At 71.6% G+C, this 17,124-nt stretch carries 19 protein-coding genes; 11 read left to right on the top strand and 8 right to left on the bottom strand.

Translation table 11 applies throughout. The features are described 5' to 3' along the window. Window positions 1-1,238 (top strand): non-reducing end alpha-L-arabinofuranosidase family hydrolase (locus tag ACFQSB_RS16725; protein WP_380827431.1); only part of this gene is annotated, 1,238 nt, incomplete at its 5' end. A 309-nt stretch (window positions 1,239-1,547) separates the two neighbouring features. Here ACFQSB_RS16725 and ACFQSB_RS16720 read toward each other — a convergent pair. Beyond that, the gene (locus tag ACFQSB_RS16720) at window positions 1,548-1,973 is read right to left on the bottom strand and encodes a nuclear transport factor 2 family protein (protein ID WP_380827442.1); all 426 of its coding nucleotides are present in this window, start codon (window positions 1,971-1,973) and stop codon (window positions 1,548-1,550) included. A gap of 96 nt (window positions 1,974-2,069) precedes the next feature. Between ACFQSB_RS16720 and ACFQSB_RS16715 the strand changes: the two genes are divergently transcribed. Then, complete coding sequence (locus ACFQSB_RS16715; RefSeq protein ID WP_380827429.1) at window positions 2,070-2,621, top strand: TetR family transcriptional regulator; 552 nt, start codon at window positions 2,070-2,072, stop codon at window positions 2,619-2,621. A 61-nt stretch (window positions 2,622-2,682) separates the two neighbouring features. On the opposite strand, the gene ACFQSB_RS16710 is transcribed toward ACFQSB_RS16715, so the two are convergent. The 3 genes from ACFQSB_RS16710 to ACFQSB_RS16700 form a co-directional block, all read right to left on the bottom strand. Beyond that, complete coding sequence (locus tag ACFQSB_RS16710) at window positions 2,683-3,699, bottom strand: RNA polymerase subunit sigma-70 (RefSeq protein ID WP_380827427.1); 1,017 nt, start codon at window positions 3,697-3,699, stop codon at window positions 2,683-2,685. 147 nt (window positions 3,700-3,846) lie between these two features. Further along, entirely contained in the window at window positions 3,847-4,257 is a 411-nt protein-coding gene (locus tag ACFQSB_RS16705; RefSeq protein ID WP_380827425.1) for an ATP-binding protein, read from the bottom strand. Then, window positions 4,254-4,520, bottom strand: a complete 267-nt coding sequence (locus ACFQSB_RS16700; RefSeq protein WP_380827423.1) for a hypothetical protein — start codon at window positions 4,518-4,520, stop codon at window positions 4,254-4,256. Before ACFQSB_RS16700 ends, ACFQSB_RS16705 begins: the two co-directional genes overlap by 4 nt. A 221-nt stretch (window positions 4,521-4,741) precedes the next feature. Between ACFQSB_RS16700 and ACFQSB_RS16695 the strand changes: the two genes are divergently transcribed. Further along, complete coding sequence (locus ACFQSB_RS16695) at window positions 4,742-5,563, top strand: helix-turn-helix domain-containing protein (protein WP_380827422.1); 822 nt, start codon at window positions 4,742-4,744, stop codon at window positions 5,561-5,563. Beyond that, on the top strand, window positions 5,554-5,748 hold the full coding sequence (locus tag ACFQSB_RS16690; protein ID WP_380827420.1) for a DUF397 domain-containing protein: 195 nt from the start codon (window positions 5,554-5,556) through the stop codon (window positions 5,746-5,748). The genes ACFQSB_RS16695 and ACFQSB_RS16690 overlap by 10 nt, the downstream gene beginning before the upstream one ends. 384 nt (window positions 5,749-6,132) lie before the next feature. On the opposite strand, the gene ACFQSB_RS16685 is transcribed toward ACFQSB_RS16690, so the two are convergent. Beyond that, window positions 6,133-8,547 carry a transglycosylase domain-containing protein gene (locus ACFQSB_RS16685; protein WP_380827419.1) on the bottom strand — a complete coding sequence of 805 codons (2,415 nt, stop codon included), beginning with the start codon at window positions 8,545-8,547 and terminating at the stop codon, window positions 6,133-6,135. A 53-nt stretch (window positions 8,548-8,600) separates the two neighbouring features. Then, window positions 8,601-9,905: a UDP-N-acetylglucosamine 1-carboxyvinyltransferase gene (murA, locus tag ACFQSB_RS16680; RefSeq protein ID WP_354918750.1), complete on the bottom strand. Its 1,305-nt coding sequence runs from the start codon at window positions 9,903-9,905 to the stop codon at window positions 8,601-8,603. Between the two features lie 112 nt (window positions 9,906-10,017). Between murA and ACFQSB_RS16675 the strand changes: the two genes are divergently transcribed. After that, window positions 10,018-10,743 carry a hypothetical protein gene (locus ACFQSB_RS16675; RefSeq protein ID WP_380827418.1) on the top strand — a complete coding sequence of 242 codons (726 nt, stop codon included), beginning with the start codon at window positions 10,018-10,020 and terminating at the stop codon, window positions 10,741-10,743. Here ACFQSB_RS16675 and ACFQSB_RS16670 read toward each other — a convergent pair. Next, window positions 10,740-12,152, bottom strand: coding sequence for an amidase (locus ACFQSB_RS16670; RefSeq protein WP_380827416.1), 1,413 nt, complete (start codon window positions 12,150-12,152; stop codon window positions 10,740-10,742). The two genes, ACFQSB_RS16675 and ACFQSB_RS16670, sit on opposite strands and share 4 nt — an antisense overlap. 105 nt (window positions 12,153-12,257) lie before the next feature. Beyond that, entirely contained in the window at window positions 12,258-12,758 is a 501-nt protein-coding gene (gene ybaK, locus ACFQSB_RS16665) for a Cys-tRNA(Pro) deacylase (protein WP_354845968.1), read from the bottom strand. Window positions 12,759-12,859: 101 nt separating this feature from the next. Here ybaK and hisD point away from each other — a divergent pair, with 101 nt between their 5' ends. The 6 genes from hisD to ACFQSB_RS16635 all read left to right on the top strand — a co-directional run bounded on the left by hisD (window position 12,860) and on the right by ACFQSB_RS16635 (window position 17,121). Next, window positions 12,860-14,164, top strand: coding sequence for a histidinol dehydrogenase (gene hisD / locus ACFQSB_RS16660; protein ID WP_380827414.1), 1,305 nt, complete (start codon window positions 12,860-12,862; stop codon window positions 14,162-14,164). 11 nt (window positions 14,165-14,175) lie between these two features. Continuing rightward, window positions 14,176-15,312: a histidinol-phosphate transaminase gene (locus ACFQSB_RS16655; RefSeq protein WP_354919288.1), complete on the top strand. Its 1,137-nt coding sequence runs from the start codon at window positions 14,176-14,178 to the stop codon at window positions 15,310-15,312. Beyond that, a complete protein-coding gene (gene hisB / locus ACFQSB_RS16650) occupies window positions 15,309-15,929 on the top strand; it encodes an imidazoleglycerol-phosphate dehydratase HisB (RefSeq protein WP_354845974.1) in 621 nt (206 codons plus the stop codon). Before ACFQSB_RS16655 ends, hisB begins: the two co-directional genes overlap by 4 nt. Then, window positions 15,926-16,081: a hypothetical protein gene (locus tag ACFQSB_RS16645; RefSeq protein ID WP_354845977.1), complete on the top strand. Its 156-nt coding sequence runs from the start codon at window positions 15,926-15,928 to the stop codon at window positions 16,079-16,081. Before hisB ends, ACFQSB_RS16645 begins: the two co-directional genes overlap by 4 nt. After that, window positions 16,072-16,704, top strand: a complete 633-nt coding sequence (gene hisH / locus ACFQSB_RS16640) for an imidazole glycerol phosphate synthase subunit HisH (RefSeq protein ID WP_354918768.1) — start codon at window positions 16,072-16,074, stop codon at window positions 16,702-16,704. The genes ACFQSB_RS16645 and hisH overlap by 10 nt, the downstream gene beginning before the upstream one ends. Window positions 16,705-16,782: 78 nt before the next feature. Beyond that, window positions 16,783-17,121: a hypothetical protein gene (locus ACFQSB_RS16635; protein WP_380827412.1), complete on the top strand. Its 339-nt coding sequence runs from the start codon at window positions 16,783-16,785 to the stop codon at window positions 17,119-17,121. Window positions 17,122-17,124: the final 3 nt, after the last annotated feature.

Below are 17,124 nucleotides of genomic sequence, written 5' to 3'. Positions count from 1 at the left end.
GCACCGGCAACGGCGCCAAGATCCAGATCTACTCCTGCCACGGCGGCGCCAACCAGCAGTGGCGCTACAACTCCGACGGCTCCATCACCGGCGTACAGTCCGGACTGTGCCTGGACGCCACCGGACAGGGCACCGCCAACGGCACCACCATCCAGCTCTACACCTGCCACGGCGGCACCAACCAGAAATGGACCTGGAGCGGCGGCACCAGCACCCCCACCCCGACTCCCACCCCGACCGTGACCCCCACGCCGACTCCCACCCCGACGCCCGGCGGGGGCACGCTCCCCTCCAGCCTCCAGTGGAGCTCCAGCGGCTCGCTGATCGCGCCCAAGCCGGACTCCTCGCACAACATCGCGGGGATCAAGGACCCGACGGTGGTGTACTCGGGCGGCAAGTACCACGTGTTCGCCAGCACCGCGCAGGCCTCGGGCTACAACCTGGTGTACCTGAGTTTCAGCGACTGGTCGCAGGCCGGATCGGCGACGCACTACTACCTGGACCAGACACCGATCGGATCGGGCTACCGCGCGGCGCCGGAGGTGTTCTACTTCGCCCCGCAGGGCCTGTGGTACCTGATCTACCAGACCGGTAACGCCTCGTACTCCACCAACCCGGACATCTCCAACCCGGCCGGCTGGAGCGCGCCGAAGAACTTCTACTCCAGCATGCCCAGCATCATCTCCCAGAACATCGGCAACGGTTACTGGGTCGACATGTGGGTGATCTGCGACAGCGCCAACTGCTACCTGTTCTCCTCCGACGACAACGGGCACCTGTACCGCTCGGAGACCAGCCTCGCCAACTTCCCCAACGGCATGACCAACACCGTCATCGCCATGCAGGACTCCAACAAGAACAACCTGTTCGAGGCCTCCAACGTCTACAAGGTGCAGGGGCAGAACCAGTACCTGCTGATCGTCGAGGCCATCGGCTCCAACGGCCGGCGTTACTTCCGCTCCTGGACCTCCTCGGCCATCACCGGCCCCTGGTCCCAGCACGCCGCCAGCGAGAGCAACCCCTTCGCCCGCGCGAACAACGTCACCTTCCCCGGCGGGGCCTGGACCCAGGACATCAGCCACGGCGAGATGGTGCGCACTATGACCGACCAGACCCTGACCATCAGCCCCTGCAACATGCGCTACCTCTACCAGGGCATGGATCCCAGCGCCGGCGGCGACTACAACTCCCTGCCCTGGCGCCTGGGCCTGCTCACCCAGACCAACTCCACCTGCTGACCTCTCACGCACACCGATGAGGGGCGTCTCCGGATCGGCATACCCCGCCGCCCCGGAGACGCCCCGGCGCGCCTGCCCGCCCGGCGGCCCCTGCGAGGGCCCTCCGGCCGCCCACGCCCGCTGGAGGCGACGCCGGCGCACGTGCCCGATCACGCGCTCGCCGATCCGCCCCCTGGTGCCACCACGTCGACCTCACCGTTCATGGCGGATGTGCCGGCGCCCATGCCTGACCGGCCGCTTCGCGAACTAACGGGGACGAACAGGCGGTAGTCCGCTCGTCCACTCTGAAAGCGCTTCGGAGCCGATCGATCAGCCCGTCGCGAGTAGGGCCATCGCCGCGGGGTTCTGGTATTCGCGCCACAGTGCGACGCGTCCGTCCCGGACCCGCACCACCACCGCGAACGGGGCCGCGGCGCGCAGGCCGTCGGCCTCGCGGACCCCTTCGATCTCGTACTCGATGACGGCGACCTCGGGGTCGGCCGTCTGGTGGACGACCACATCACGCACGGCCGTGAACCGGATGCGCTCGCGCAGGGCCTCGCGCTGCGGGACGGCCCTCGCCGCGAAGGCCTCACGCCCCTCGATGCGCCGCGGCGCACCGGGTGGCGCGAACGGGCTCTCCACCACGCCGTCGTCGGCGAGAAGGCTCTCCAGCCCGGCCGCCGTCCCATCCAGCAGGTGGTCCCGGAAGCGTTCGAACGCCTCGCGCGGTCCCGTCAGCGCCCCGTCGTTCATCTCGGCCACCGTACACTCCTAACATGAGTCATCACTCAGCATCCTGCGGGCCAGAATATGAGTCACCACTCATCTTGTCCATGTCCGGAGTCCACCGTGTCTGAGCCGCCTCTGCGCGCCGACGCGCGACGCAACCGGGCCCGTATCCTCGCCGCCGCGGTCGAGGTCTTCGACGAGCACGGCACGTCCGCCTCGACCGAGGAGGTCGCGCGGCGTGCGGGCGTCGCGGTGGGCACGGTTTTCCGGCACTTCCCCACCAAGGCCGACCTGCTCGCCGCGATCATGAAAGAGCTGCAGGGACGCCTCGCCGCGCGGGCCGAGACGCTCGCCGCCGAGGGCGACCCCGCCGCGTTGTTCACCTTCTTCGCCGAGGTCGTCGAGCGCGCGGCCGGCGCCCGCACGGTGGTCCACCTTCTCGCCGCCGACGGGACGGACGTCGGCGTCGACCGGCAGATCGCGGGACTGGGCGAGGCACTCGACGCCCTCCTCGCGCGGGCCCGGGAGGCGGGCGCCGTCCGCGCCGAGGTGCGACTCGACGAAGTCATCGCACTGCTCACCGCCGCCTGCCACGGCGCCCTCGCCGCCGGCTGGACCCCCGACCTCCGCCACCGCGCCGTCACCCGCCTCCTCGACGCCCTACGCCCCTAGATCCACACTGGGGCTGACCGGATTCGTCCGCAGTGCTCCGGCCTTGAGGCCGGGGAGCGCGTCAGTGCTCTGTGCCGTCCGCCAGCAGGCGCTCCGGCAGGCCGAGCCGCGGGAACCGGTCGGCGTGGAAGATGACGATCTCGGTGATCGCCCCGCCGGTGACGCGCAGGACGTCGATCGTCAGCGCCAGGTACGCGTTCTCCCGCTTCCGCCACTGGTAGAAGGCGACGGCGGGCTGCCGGTTCACGGAGGTGGGGACGGCGCGCAGGTGCTTCATCTCGGGGAAGCCGCTCTCGACCCAGTCGTTCACCACCGCGTCGCGTCCGACGCACAGGCCCGGCGTGGGCGGCATCGAGCAGCGGACGTCGTCCCGCAGCAGCGCGGCGAGCGCGTCGATGTCGGTGGCCACGCTGGCGTCGGTGAAGCGGCGCACCAGCTCGCGCGTCCCGGCGTCGTCCTGCCCGCCGGTCCAGTCCTGCCGCTCGGCGGGCAGGTGCTCCCGCATCCCGGCGCGGGCCCGCTGCAGCGCGCTGTTCACGGAGTTCACCGAGTCCCCGAGCAGCTCCGCGACGTCCTTGGCCGGCCAGCCGAGCACGTCCCGCAGGATCAGCACGGCCCGCGGGCGCGGCGCCAGGTGCTGGACCGCGACCAGGTACGCCAACTCGATCGTCTCGCGTGCGACGGCGAGGGTCTCCGGCTCGTCCGCGTCGCCCGCGGGCAGCTCATCGAGCAGCCGGTCGGGGTAGGGCTGCAGCCACAGCACCTCGCCGCCGGTGGCGGGCTCCGGGCGGAGCTTGGCGAGCAGGTCCAGGCAGACGTTGGTGGCGATCCGGTACAGCCAGGCACGGAACGTCGAGCGCCCCTCGAAGGTCTCCCGCCGCCGCCACGCACGCAGGAACGTCTCCTGCACGGTGTCCTCTGCGTCCTCGAACGACCCGAGCATCCGGTAGCAGTGCACGTGCAGCTCCCGCCGGTGCCGCTCCGCCAACCCCGAGAACGCCGCTTCGTCGACCTCCCCCAGCCCGCCCGCGCCCAGCCCACTCACGTCCAGCTCCTCCAGCCGCATGTCCGCACTCATCACGTCATCCTTCCGCCTCGTCGTGTCCCGTCGTAGGTATGACGGGTACGGGCCCGACAACTCATCACCGGGTGTCGGCCGGCCTCGGGTCGTGCGAGGTGGGCGGGTGGACGAACGCCCACGCGGTGTAGCTTCTGATCAAGGTGCTTAGGGCGCGATCTGGAACCACACGGTTCGCGTTGTGCCGTTTTGGGTTGATCCCCAGGCGGAGGAGAGTTCGCGGACCAGCCAGAGGCCGCGGCCGTTCTCGCTGAGGGGGTCCACCTGGGCGGGGATGTGGGGGAGGGGCCCTGGCGAGCCTTGGTCGGTCACCTCGACGCGTATCGTCTCGCCGTCGTCGTACACGCGCAGGCTCACCATGCCGTCCGGCCGGCGTCCTGATTCTGAGTGCTTGATGGCGTTGGCGACGAGTTCGCCGACCAGGAGTTCGATGTCGTCGACCTCCCGCCTTCCGGCGGACAGGAGCAGTCCCCGGACGTAGGCACGCGCGAGGGTGACCGAGCCGGCCTGGCCGAGAAGGTCGACGGAGCCAAGCCGGTCGTTGGTCCTGGCGCTCATCGGACGGCCTGCCGGACGCGGTCGGCCGCGTCGTCCGCGAGCGCCCGTACCTGCTGGGCGCGTCCCCGCCCCCAGGTGAAGAACCATTGGCCGTCCTGCGCCAGCGCCGTCACTTTCAGCAGGCCGGAGCCCTTGGCGACCAGCAGGACCGGGCCGCCTCCGCTCGGCAGGTCCACCGCCGCGCTCAACCCGCGCACGTTCAGATCCCACGCCAACCGGACCAGGTGAATGTACTCCTCTTCCCGCCGTTCGGGCCTTTTCACAGGACGACCTCCGGTCTTCGATGATGAGGCGCTCTGGACGTGAATGCCGGTCAGGTCGAATCGACGTCACCATGGCCCTCATCGGTGCAGAATTCGGTTGTCCAATCGTGCGGGTCGCAGGCGACTTCTGATAGAGAAATAGTCTCCCGATGCCGCCACATTCTCCGGGAGACCGTGACAGCATGAGTGAGGCCCGGTGATATTGGAGGGAGAAAAGGGGCATGCCTAACCCAATTCAGATCAATCCGGATGAGTCCCCATTAGCTCGTTTCGCCTACGAGCTACGCCAGTATCGGCTCGAAAAGGGATGGACGCAGCTACAGCTGTCCCGCAAGCTCACCGTTGCCGTGAGTACGCTGGGCATGGTCGAGACGGTAAGGCGCAGGCCGGATCGCAGATTCGCCGACGCCTGCGACAGCGTCTTCCAACTCGATGGCGTCTTCTATGAACTGTGGAAGCGGACGAGATGGGAGTCGGCTCCAGACCATTTCCGGGATTTCCTCGCGCTAGAGGCTCAAGCATCAGCTCTGCAAAGCTGGGATCCCCTCCTCGTTCCAGGGATCTTTCAGATCAAGTCTTACGCCAAGCGGATATTCGACGACGAGCCAGGCATCACCCCCGAACTAGTCGAACAGCGGCTTACTAATCGCATGGAGCGGCAAACCATGCTGCTCCGCGAGCGCGGCCCCATGATCTTGAGTCTCATAGACGAGGGTGCGCTTCGTCGACCCATGGGAGCAGCAGAGGTGATGCGCGAGCAATTAGCGCGGCTTCTGGAAGTGACTGAACACCCACGAGTGACGATCCAGGTCGTGCCTTACAACGCGTGGTCCGCGGTTGGCCTGCAGACTGCCTTCACGATCGCGGAGCTACGGGGCGCGCCGTATGGCGTGTACATCGAGAGCACGCCACGTGGTCTCACGATTGGAGAACGTGAGACCATCACCTCACTGGTAGGACGCTACGACGCCCTACGAGCCGCGGCCCTTCCGAAGAACCTGTCGTTCGGCATCATCGAGGAAGTGATGGCGCAATGGACCTGAGCAGCGCGAAGTGGCGTAAGTCTTCCCGATCTAGTGGTGACGGTGGCCAATGTGTAGAGGTGGCCTCCAACCTGCCCGGGGTCATCGCCGTGCGGGACAGCAAGAACCCGGGTGGCCCAGCTCTCGTCGTCAGCCCCCAGGAGTGGCGACTGTTCCTTCATGGGACGAAGGTCCAGGAAGTCTGACAAAGCGACGTAGACCTGACGGAACACTGGCTCCGGATTCGCGGGACCTCTCCCACCGGCATGACCACCGAGCCGCTAGAAGGCCAACGGTGGTCACCGGGTGACCCGCCGTACGACGGGCGCCGGGTTCGCCGTACCTCGTCCCCGCCGTCGCGGCGCCCTCCGATACAGCCGACAACACGGCGCGGGGGAGATGAGCGCGCGGCGCGGGGGAGGGTGGGGCACGGCGTGGGGTGAGGTGAGCGCGCGGCGGTTGGTTGCGGTGCGGCGGTTGGTTGCGGTGCGGCGAATCAGGGGTGCGGCGAGGGTCGCCTGAAGTAAGGCGTGCCGAAGGCACCATTTTGTGGTCGTCGTCTGCGTTCAGCGGTGGGTCGTCGCATCCGTTCACCGGTGGTGGTGCCAGGTGCGTTCCCAGGCGGGGCGGTAGCGGTGGCGGCGGCTTCGGTGGTGGGCGGGCCAGGAGAGCCAGAGGTCCTCTTCGGGGTGGGTCCAGAAGCGGTCCCACAGGCGCTGGTCGGCGGGACGGTGCCAGTGGCGGCGCAGGCGGCCCTCGCCGGACCGGCCCCCGCCCCGTTCGCCGCCGCGCGCCTCGTCCCAATCCTCGCGGCCGTCCCGGCCGCGTTCGCCGTCGGCCGCGCGCGGGTCGGCGAGCTGGTCCTCGGGCTTGAGGCCCGGGGTGGTGCCGCCGCCGAAGCGGCCGGTGTCGGGATGGTGGAACGGGGTGGCGGGCAGGTGCTGGAGGGCGAGCTCCATGGAGCGCACCCAGATGGGGCCGGGGAGCGTGGCCCCCTGGACGCCGCCGTAGTGCTGCCCGCCGATCTCCACGTCGGTCAGCGGGTACTTGTAGGCGCCCCTGATGTCGCCGAGGCTGACCGCCGCGGCCAGGTCGGGGGTGTACCCGGCGAACCACGCCGAGGTGTACCCGTTGTTGGTGCCGGTCTTGCCGGCGGCGTCCCTGCCGATGCCCTGGCCCTTCATGGTGCCCTTGGTGAACACGCCGGTCAGGATGTAGTTGACGGCGTCGGCGACGTCCTGCTCGACGGCCTGGGTGCAGCTCGGTGCGACGCCGGTGCGCCTGCCGTGCCGTTCGACGACCTCCAGGATGGCCATCGGCCGGCAGTAGCGTCCCCGCGCGCCGAACGTGGCGAAGCCGGCGGCGACCGTCACGGGGTCCATCTCGTTGACGCCGAGGGTGAAGGTGGGCACCTCCTTGAGCGGCTGTCCGTCGGCCCGCGCGATGCCGACCGACCGGGCGGTGCGCACGACGTCGCACAGTCCGACATCGCGTTCGAGCATCATGTAGAAGATGTTGACCGACTGCCAGGTGCCGGTGGCCAGGCTGTACGGGCCGCCCTTGCCCTCGCCGCCGGCGTTGTGCACGACGGTGCCGGGGGCGTTGACCCTCGTGCCCGAGCAGTCCTTGTACCCCGAGGACGGCACGAAACTGCCAGGGGTGTCGAAGCCCTGGTCGAACCGCCAGCCCTTGGCCAGCGCCGTGGCCAGCGTGAAGACTTTGAACGTCGAGCCGGCCTGGAAGCCCTGGCCGCCTCCGTGGGCCATGTCGGCGGGCAGGTTGTAGGTCGTGCTGGGCCCGTCCTTGCGCTCGCCGGGGTTGGCGCCGTACCGCTTGCTCGCCGCCAGCGCCCGGATGCGCCCGGTCCCCGGCTCGATCATGGCCTCGGCGGCCACCTGGTCGTCCTTGGGGTGGACGTGCGCGGCGATGGCCTTGTCGGCGGCCTCCTGCGCGGTGCGGTCCAGGGTCGTCCTGATCGTGATCCCGTCGCGGAACAGGCGGCGCTCCCGCTCGGCCCGGGTGCGGCCGAACGCGAGGTTGCCGATCACCTCCTTCTGGACGTACAGGCAGAAGAAGGGATGGTCGCTCTCGGAGCAGCCGCCGGGTTCCGGGCGTAGGTGCAGGGCGAGCGGGGTGGCCTTGGCGGCGTCGGCGCGCACCTGGGCGATCATCTTGAGCTGGGCCATGCGGTCCAGGACGAGGTCGCGGCGTTCCAGCAGCCGGTCGCGGTGCTCGCCGCCGAGGGTGGGGTCGGTGAAGTACGGGGTGCGCACGGCTCCGGCCAGGGTGGCGGCCTGTTCGAGGGTGAGCTTGTCGGCGGAGGTGCCGAAGAACCGGTGCGCGGCGGCCTGGACGCCGAACGCGCCTCCGCCGAAGTAGGCGATGTTGAGGTAGCGGAGCAGGATCTGGTCTTTGGTGTACTTGCGCTCCAGGCTGATGGCGTACCGCAGCTCCTGCATCTTCCTGCGGATGCTCGGCGCCCGGGCCTGGTCGCGCTCGTTGTCCGAGCGGGCGTTCTGCAGCAGGATGTTCTTCACCAGCTGCTGGGTCAGCGACGAACCGCCCTGCTGGATGCTGCCCGCCCGGGTGTTGGTGATGATCGCCCGCAGCGTGCCCCTGAGGTCCAGGCCGCCGTGCTCGTAGAAGCGGGCGTCCTCGATGGCGACGATCGCCTTCAGCATGTCCGGGGCTATCTTGCCGAGGGCGACCGACTGCCGGTTCTGCACGTAGAACTGGGCGAACTGCCGGCCGTCCTTGTCCAGCAGCCGGCTGCGCTCGGGCAGCGGCGCCTCGCGCAGCATGGCCGGCACCTCGAACAGGCCGTGGGCGACGTCGCGCGTGTAGACGCCCGCCCCGCCGACCACGGGCAGGGCGAGCGCGGCGACCAGCACCCCGCCGGCCACGCCCGCCGCGCCCAGCACGGCGACGCCCACCAGCACCGGGTGCTCCCGGCTCGGGGAGGAGTCGTCGCCGGGCATGCGGCGGCCGTCGGATCGCGAGGTCACGGGGATAGACGTGCGACCGAGAGAACCCCGGCAAACGCCACCCCGCGGAATCTTTACGCTTCCCGGTTGATCTTCAGCCCAAGTGAGGTGAACTGGTCGAAAACGCGGTGGTAGCCGCGCTCGATGTGGTTGACGCCCCGCAGCGTCGAGTTGCCCTCGGCGACCGCGGCGGCGAGCACCGCCGAGAACCCTGCGCGGATGTCGGGCAGCGTGACGTCGGCGCCGCGCAGCTTGGACACGCCCCGCACCACCGCCGAGTGCTTGGCGTTGGTGTCGTGGTACCGGCACGCCGGCCCGCCCAGGCACACGTCGAAGATCTCGATCTCGCAGCCCATCTTCTGCAGCGCCGGCACGTACACCAGCCGGTTCTCGAAGACGGTCTCGTGCAGCACGGACATGCCCTCGGCCTGGGTGAACAGGACCATCAGCGGCGTCTGCCAGTCGGTCATGAACCCCGGGTGGGTGTCGGTCTGCACGGCGGCGGCGCGCAGGCCGTTCGGCGCCGAGGCGGTCAGCCAGTCGTCGGTGATGTCGAACTGCGCGCCCATGCGGGCCAGCGTGGTGATGGCGGTGACCAGGCGGTCCTGCGGGCAGCCGTGCACCCGCACCTCGCCGCCGGTGATCAGCCCGGCCACCAGGTAGGAGAACGCCTCTATGCGGTCACCGGCGAGCCAGGTGGAGGCGCCGCGCAGCCGCTCGACGCCCTCGATGACGATGCGGCGGTCGGGGCTCATCTCGATGCGCGCGCCCATGCGCTGCAGGAACAGCGCCAGCTCGACCACCTCGGGCTCGGTGGCCGCGCCCTTGATGACCGTCTTGCCCTCGGCCAGGACGGCCGACAGCAGGATCGTCTCGGTGGCGCCGACGCTCGGGTAGGGCAGCTCGATGCGGGCGCCGCGCAGCCGGGTGGCCTTGGCGGAGATGCCGGCCTCGCCGACCTCGACCTCGGCGCCCAGCGCCCGCAGCGCCTCGACGTGGAAGTTGACCGGCCGCCGGCCGATCGGGTCGCCGCCGACCAGCGGGACGAACGCCTCGCCCGCCAGGTGGAGCAGCGGGCCCAGCATGAGGATCGGGATGCGGTTGAGCCCGGTGAAGGCGGCCGGGACCCGGGGGCGGATCTCGGGGCCGCGTTCGAGGGTGATCTCACCCTGGTTGATCTGCACCTCGATGCCGAGGGCCTCCAGCATGGCGGCGGTGATGCCGACCTCGCCCACCTCGGGCGCGTTGTGCAGGGTGCTCGGCCCGCTGCCGAGCATCGCCGCGACCATGTGTTTTGACACCGCGTTCTTGGAACCGCGTACCTCGACGTCCCCCCGCAGAGGCCCGGACGGTTCGATCAGCCATACCTCATCGCTCACGGGGGACAGCCTAACCGGGCGCCCGCCTCCGGCCTAAGGCGCCGCCGGGCGGCCCGCGTCGGTACCATGTGTGGTCCGCGCGCGAGTGCGGTGGGACAGGTGAGGTGATCGGGTGCGGCAGGCGCGAGATTTCGGGCTCACCGTCGTCGTGCTGGCGCTTCTCGGCATCGCGGCCGGGTTCCTGTGGTCGGCCCTCGCCCCTCGCACCCCCTACGTCGTGACCAAGACCGGCCCGGTGCTGGCCGACCCCACGACGCAGAGCCTCATCGCGGCCGACGGCTGGTTCGCCGTGATCACCGGCGGGGCGGGGCTGGCGTGCGGCATCGTCGCCTACCTGGTCGCCCGCAAGGGGCGCCCGCTCGCCCTGCTGGCCGGTCTGGCGGCCGGCGGCATGCTGGGCGGGTGGCTCGCGCTCAGCGTCGGCACCTCGATCGGCGGCTCGATCATCCAGGCCGCGGCCGTGCCGGGCTCGGCGAGCGTCGGCGCCACGGTGAACGTGCTGTCGGTCACGGCGCGCGGGGTGCTGCTGGCCTGGCCGCTGGTGGCCGTGGCGGTCTTCGGCATCATCGAGTCGGTCGACGGCTACCGCGAGTCGCCGCTGCGCCAGCCCTACGCGGGCGAGCTCCACGCGGGGGAGCCGTACGCCTTCCCGCAGGACGCCCGCCCGCCCCCGCAGGGCCCGGACGGTCCCCGCTCGCACGGTTCGGCCGGTCCGCTCGCGCAGGGCCCGGACGGTTCGGCCGGTCCGTCCTCGCACGGCCAGGACGGTGCCGCGGGCCCGTCACAGAGCCGGGACGGTTCCGGTGGCCCGCCCTCGCCGGGGCCCGGCGCGGTCTAACGGCCGGCGGAGCCGAGCGGCGGGCGCCGGTCGCCGTGGTGGGTGGCCTGCTCGAAGGCGTGCGCCGTCCGCAGCACGGTGAGGTCCTCCCACGGCCGTCCGACGATCTGGACGCCCACGGGCAGCCCGTCGGTGGTGAAGCCGCAGGGCACCGACGCCGCCGGTGCGTGCAGCACGCTGATCCAGTACGCCGACCGCATCCAGGCCAGGTAGTCGGGCATCGGCGTGCCGTCGACCTCGGTGACGTAGGGCTGCTCCACCGGGAAGGGCGGCACCTGGCTGACCGGGCAGAGCAGAACGTCGAAGGTCTCGAAGAAGGCGTTCATGCGCTGGAAAAGGCGGCTGCGCAGCCGCTCGGCGCGGGCGAGGTCGGCGCCGGTGACCTTGAGCCCCTGCTCGACGTTCCAGGCGACGTTCGGGCCGAGCCGGCGGCGCGGCAGGTCGCCGAAGGTGCTCGCGTAGTACCAGGCGCGGTAGGTGCGGAAGGCGTCCTCGGCGTCGGACAGGTCGAGAGGGACCTGTTCCACCTTCGCGCCGAGGCCGGCCAGCACCTCGGGCGCCCGCGCCGTCACCGCGGCGGTGCGCGGGTCGACGGGCAGGCCGCCGAGGTCGGGGCTCCAGGCCACCCGCAGGCCCTGGACGCCGGTGTCCAGCGGCCGGGCGAACGCCGAGCCGTCCTCGCGCACCGCGAACGGCGAGGTGGGCGCGAAACCCGCGATGACGCTCATCAGCAGCGCGGCGTCGCCGACGGTCCTCGCCATCGGGCCGGGCACGCTGAGGGTGAACCAGGCGGCGGCCGGTGAGGCGTCGGGCACGCGTCCGGGGGTCGGCCGCAGCCCGACGACGTTGCAGAACGAGGCGGGGTTGCGCAGGGAGCCGCCCATGTCGGAGCCGTCGGCCAGCGGCACCAGGCCGGCCGCGAGGGCGGCGGCGGCCCCGCCGCTGCTGCCGCCCGCGCTCCTGCCGGTGTCGTAGGGGTTGCGGGTGGCGCCGAAGATCTCGTTGACGGTGTGGGAGCCGGTGCCGAACTCGGGGGTGTTGGTCTTGCCGATCGTCACCGCGCCGGCCGCGCGGGCGCGGCGGACGACCAGAGCGTCGGCGGTCGGAACATGGCCCGCGAACAGCGGCGAGCCGTAGGTGGTGCGGATGCCCGCGGTGTCGGTGAGGTCCTTGAACGCGATGGGCAGGCCGTGGAGGGGTCCCTGCCAGTGACCGCGGGCCCAGCCCTCGTCCAGCCGCCGGGCCTCTTCCAGCGCCCGGTCGGCGGTGAGCGTGACGATCGCGTTGACCTCGCCGCCCACCTCGTCGATGCGCCGCAGGTGCGCCTCGGTCAGCTCGGCCGCGCCGACCTGCCGCTCGCGCAGCAGACGCAGCATCTCGACGGCGGACAGGTAGAACAGCTCGGTCACTGTGGCTCCTTCGGCTGCGTCCCGGCACCTCACCGCCAGTCTGGCGGGGCGCGACGCCGCGCGGCGACGGCAAGGGTTGCCAAGCGCCGTCACGGTGAGGGGAGGTCAGGGCGTCTTGGCGATGGGGGCGGTGACGGCGCTGGTGAGGCGGATGAGGTCGGCGGGGGAGGTCTCGATCTGCAGGCCCCGGCGGCCGGCGGAGAAGTAGATCGTCGGGAGGTCCAGCGCGGAGGCGTCGACCACCGTGGGCAGGGCCTTGCGCTGGCCGAGCGGGCTGATGCCGCCGACGACGTACCCGGTGACCCGCTCGACCTTGGCGGCGTCGGCCATCGCGGCGCGCTTGCCGCCCAGGGCCGCGGCGAACGCCTTCAGGTCGAGCTTGCCGGCGACCGGCACCACCGCGACGGCGAGCCCGGACTCGACCTCGGCGACCAGCGTCTTGAAGATGCGCTCGTAGGCCACGCCGAGGGCGTCGGCGGCCTCCTCGCCGTAGGCCTGGGCGTTCGGGTCGTGGTCGTAGGGGTGGAGGGTGAACTCGGCCCCGGCCTTGACCAGGGCCACGGTGGCGGGAGTGCCCTGGCCGCCCTTGCTCTTGGTCTTGCTCACGGCCCAAGCCTAGCGGCAGGGCAAAATCTACAATGTAAAGGATTCGTCCCGAATGCCGGACGTTCGCCGGAGCGGGCCGCCACCCTCCGTAGACTGGTCCGGTGATATCCCGTATCGACATGCGCGGTTCCCTGCCGGGCAACCTGCGCGACGTGTTGCCCCGCGCCGAGCTCGACGTCGAGGCCGCCCTGTCGAAGGTGCGGCCCCTGTGCGACGACGTGCGCCATAGGGGGGTGGCCGCCGTACGGGAGTGGACGGCCCGCTTCGACGGGGTCGAGCTGGGCTCCACGCGCGTGCCGGCCGCGGCCCTCACCCGGGCGCTGGACGGGCTCGACCCCGCCGTGCGCGCCGCGCTGGAGGAGTCCATCCGCCGCGCCCGCATGGTGCACCGCGACCAGCGCCGCACCGACACCCTCACGCAGGTCGTCCCCGGCGGCACGGTCACCGAGCGCTGGGTCCCGGTCGACCGCGTGGGCCTGTACGTGCCGGGCGGCAGGGCCGTGTACCCCTCCAGCGTCGTCATGAACGTCGTGCCCGCCCAGGAGGCCGGGGTGGTGTCCCTGGCGGTCAGCTCGCCGCCGCAGGCCGACTTCGACGGGCTGCCGCACCCGACCATCCTGGCGGCGTGCGCGCTGCTCGGGGTCGAGGAGGTCTACGCCGTCGGCGGCGCGCAGGCCGTGGCGATGTTCGCCTACGGCACCGAAGAGTGCGAGCCGGTCACCATGGTCACCGGCCCGGGCAACATCTGGGTGGCCGCCGCCAAGCGCCTGCTCAAGGGGCGCATCGGCATCGACTCCGAGGCCGGCCCCACCGAGATCGCCGTGCTGGCCGACGACACCGCCGATCCCGCCCACGTGGCCGCCGACCTGATCAGCCAGGCCGAGCACGACGTGATCGCCGCCGCGGTGCTGGTGACCACCAGCGAGGCTCTGGCCGACGCGGTCGAGCGCGAGCTTCCCGCGCAGGTGGCCGCCACCAAGCACTCCGAGCGCATCACCGAGGCGCTGACGGGCCGGCAGTCGGGCATCGTGCTGGTGTCCTCCCTGGATGACGGCCTGCGGGTGGTCGACGCCTACGCCGCCGAGCACCTGGAGATCCAGACCGCCGACGCCCACGCGGTCGCCGCCCGGGTGCGCAACGCCGGCGCCATCTTCATCGGGCCGTACGCGCCGGTGTCCCTGGGCGACTACATGGCCGGGTCCAACCACGTCCTGCCGACCGGCGGCTGCGCCTGCCACTCCTCGGGGCTGTCGGTGCAGGCGTTCCTGCGGGGCATCCACGTGGTCGACTACTCGCGCGAGGCGCTGGCGGAGGCCGCCGGCCACGTGTACGCGCTGTCGGAGGCCGAAGATCTCCCGGCCCACGGCGCCGCGGTGCGCGTGCGGTTCGACGGCGGTGCCCGGTGACGGGGGCGGGCCTGGTGCGCCTGGCCGACCTTCCGATCCGCGACGACCTGCGCGGCCGCTCGCCGTACGGCGCGCCGCAGATCGACGTGCCGGTGCGGCTGAACACCAACGAGAACCCCTACCCGCCCTCCGCCGGGCTGGTGGACGCCCTGGCCGAGGCGGTGCGCCGCGACGCGGCCGAGCTCAACCGCTACCCCGACCGCGACGCCGTCGCCCTGCGTGAGGACCTCGCGGCCTATCTCGGCCACGGCCTGACGCCCGGGCAGGTGTGGGCGGCCAACGGCTCCAACGAGGTGCTCCAGCAGATCCTGCAGGCCTTCGGCGGGCCCGGCAGGTCGGCCATGGGGTTCGAGCCGTCGTACTCCATGCACCCGATCATCACGACCGGCGCCTCCACCCGGTGGATCGCCGGCGCCCGCGAGGACGACTTCGGGCTGGACCCCGAGAAGGCCGTGGCCGCCGTCGAGGAGCACCGGCCCGACATCGTCTTCCTGACCAGCCCCAACAACCCGACGGGCACCGCCCTGCCGATGGAGGCGATCCAGCGGGTCGTGGAGGCCGCGCCGGGCATGGTGGTGGTCGACGAGGCCTACTTCGAGTTCGCCCGCACCGGAACGCCGAGCGCGCTCACCCTGCTGCCCGGCAACCCGCGGCTGATCGTCACCCGCACCATGTCCAAGGCGTTCGCCATGGCCGGCACGCGCCTCGGGTACCTCGCGGCCGACCCGGCGGTGATCGAGGCGCTGCTGCTGGTGCGCCTGCCCTACCACCTGTCCACGCTCACCCAGGCGGCGGCGCGGGTCGCCCTCGCCCACCGCGTCGAGCTGCTCGGCACCGTCGACCGGCTGCGCGCCGAGCGCGACGCCTGTGTGGCGCGGCTGCGCGGGCAGGGGCTGTCGGTCGCCGACTCCGACGCCAACTTCGTGCTGTTCGGCCGCTTTCCCGACCGCCGCGCGGTCTGGGAGGCGCTGCTCGCGCGCGGCGTGCTGATCCGCGAGGTCGGCCCGCCGCAGTGGCTGCGCGTCTCCGTCGGCACCACCGAGGAGATGGCCGCCTTCCACGAGGCCATGACGGCCGTATTGGCCGTGTCAGACGTCATCCCCGCCTCCGGGATCCCCGGAGGCGACGAACCGGAGGAAATCGCGTGACCAGTCCCGCCGTGGGCGCGCCGAGGCCGAGGGTCGGCCGCGTCGAGCGTACGACCAAGGAGACCTCGGTGCTGGTGGAGGTCGACCTGGACGGCACCGGCAAGGTCGAGGTGTCCACCGGGGTCGGCTTCTTCGACCACATGCTCGCCCAGCTCGGCAAGCACGGCCTGTTCGACCTGACGGTCAAGACCGACGGCGACCTGCACATCGACTCCCACCACACCATCGAGGACACCGCCCTGGCGCTGGGCGCGGCGTTCCGCGAGGCGCTGGGTGACAAGTCGGGCATCCGGCGGTTCGGCAACGCCTCGTGCCCGCTGGACGAGTCGCTGGCGGAGGTCACCGTCGACCTGTCCGGCCGCCCCTACCTGGTGCACGCCGAGCCCGAGGGCATGGCCCCGATGATCGGGCCCGACTACGACACCACGCTCACCCGTCACATCCTGGAGTCCTTCGTCGCCCAGGCGGCGATCTGCCTGCACGTGCGCGTGCCCTACGGGCGCAACGCCCACCACATCGTCGAGGCGCAGTTCAAGGCGCTGGCCCGTGCGCTGCGCGCCGCCAGCGAGCGCGACCCGCGCGCCACCGGCGTGCCGAGCACGAAGGGGGTCCTGTGAGCTCCAACGGGACCGCCGTCGCCATGGTCTTCCTGGGCCTGTTCCTGATCGGCGGGGTCGTCTCCTTCGTCAAGCAGGGCATGCGCGTCGGCGCCGTCGTGTGCGGCGTCGGCGCCGCGCTGTCGATCACCGCGGGGGTGCTGTGGTGGTGAAGGTCGTGGTCCTCGACTACGGCTCGGGCAACCTGCGCTCGGCCGAGCGGGCGCTGGCCCGCACCGGGGCCGAGGTCACGGTGACCGCCGACCGCGACGCCGCGATGGAGGCCGACGGCCTGGTCGTCCCCGGAGTCGGCGCCTATTCGGCCTGCATGCGCGGGCTGAAGGCCGTGCGCGGCGAACAGATCATCGGACGCCGCCTGGCCGGCGGGCGCCCCGTCCTCGGCATCTGCGTCGGCATGCAGATCCTGTTCGCCGAGGGGGTCGAGCACGGCGAGCACACCGAGGGGTGTGGCGAGTGGCCGGGCGTCGTCGAGCGGCTGGACGCGCCCGTTCTGCCCCACATGGGGTGGAACACCGTGCAGGCGCCCGAGGGCTCGGTGCTGTTCGACGGGCTGGACGACGCCACGCGCTTCTACTTCGTCCACTCCTACGGGGTGCGCAAGTTCGAGCTCCAGGCGGGCGACGGGTTCCGCCAGCCGCTGGTCACCTGGGCCGAGCACGGCGTGCCGTTCGTCGCCGCGGTGGAGAACGGCCCGCTCATGGCCACCCAGTTCCACCCCGAGAAGTCCGGGGACGCCGGTGCGGTCCTGCTGCGGAACTGGGTAGGCACACTGTGAGACCCCGTCCGGCGTCGTCACGGCCGGCGGCCACGTGCTCACCGGGTCACACGTGCTCACCGGGTTAGCGGTGATCGGGTGAGCAAGGAGCGCGCCCGCCGCCGCGCCGAGCGGGCGGCCGAGCAGGCCCGTCAGGCCGCACTGCGCGCCGAGCGCGAGGCCCGGCGGGCCAGGTGGCGCCGGCTGCGCGCCCGGCTGGCCGCGGCGGTGCCCCGCCCGATCCGCGTCGCCCGCCAGGGCGGCGTGATCGCCCGGCGCCACAAGGCGCAGAACGCCGTCGTGGCGATGCTGTTCGTGCTGGTCCAGGCCGGCGCGTGGCTGCTGCTCGGCGGCTGGGCGGCCCGGGTGGGCGTCCTGGTGTTGTCCCTTTTGCTGCTGCCGGTGCTCGTCACCGTCGTATTCGACCGGAGGTCGTAGAAC

The organism is Sphaerisporangium rhizosphaerae, assembly GCF_042665155.1.
Classification (GTDB): domain Bacteria; phylum Actinomycetota; class Actinomycetes; order Streptosporangiales; family Streptosporangiaceae; genus Sphaerisporangium; species Sphaerisporangium rhizosphaerae.
The sequence above is the reverse complement of the archived record's forward strand: the minus strand, read 5'-3'. Positions and strand labels throughout refer to the sequence as shown.

What these genes read in the sequence shown, in the direction of transcription:
- ACFQSB_RS16720 (WP_380827442.1), bottom strand. Translation starts at nt 1,973, where the DNA reads ATGAACGACGGGGCGCTGACGGGACCGCGCGAGGCGTTCGAACGCTTC.
- ACFQSB_RS16710 (WP_380827427.1), bottom strand. Translation starts at nt 3,699, where the DNA reads ATGAGTGCGGACATGCGGCTGGAGGAGCTGGACGTGAGTGGGCTGGGC.
- ACFQSB_RS16705 (WP_380827425.1), bottom strand. Translation starts at nt 4,257, where the DNA reads ATGAGCGCCAGGACCAACGACCGGCTTGGCTCCGTCGACCTTCTCGGC.
- ACFQSB_RS16695 (WP_380827422.1), top strand. Translation starts at nt 4,742, where the DNA reads ATGCCTAACCCAATTCAGATCAATCCGGATGAGTCCCCATTAGCTCGT.
- ACFQSB_RS16690 (WP_380827420.1), top strand. Translation starts at nt 5,554, where the DNA reads ATGGACCTGAGCAGCGCGAAGTGGCGTAAGTCTTCCCGATCTAGTGGT.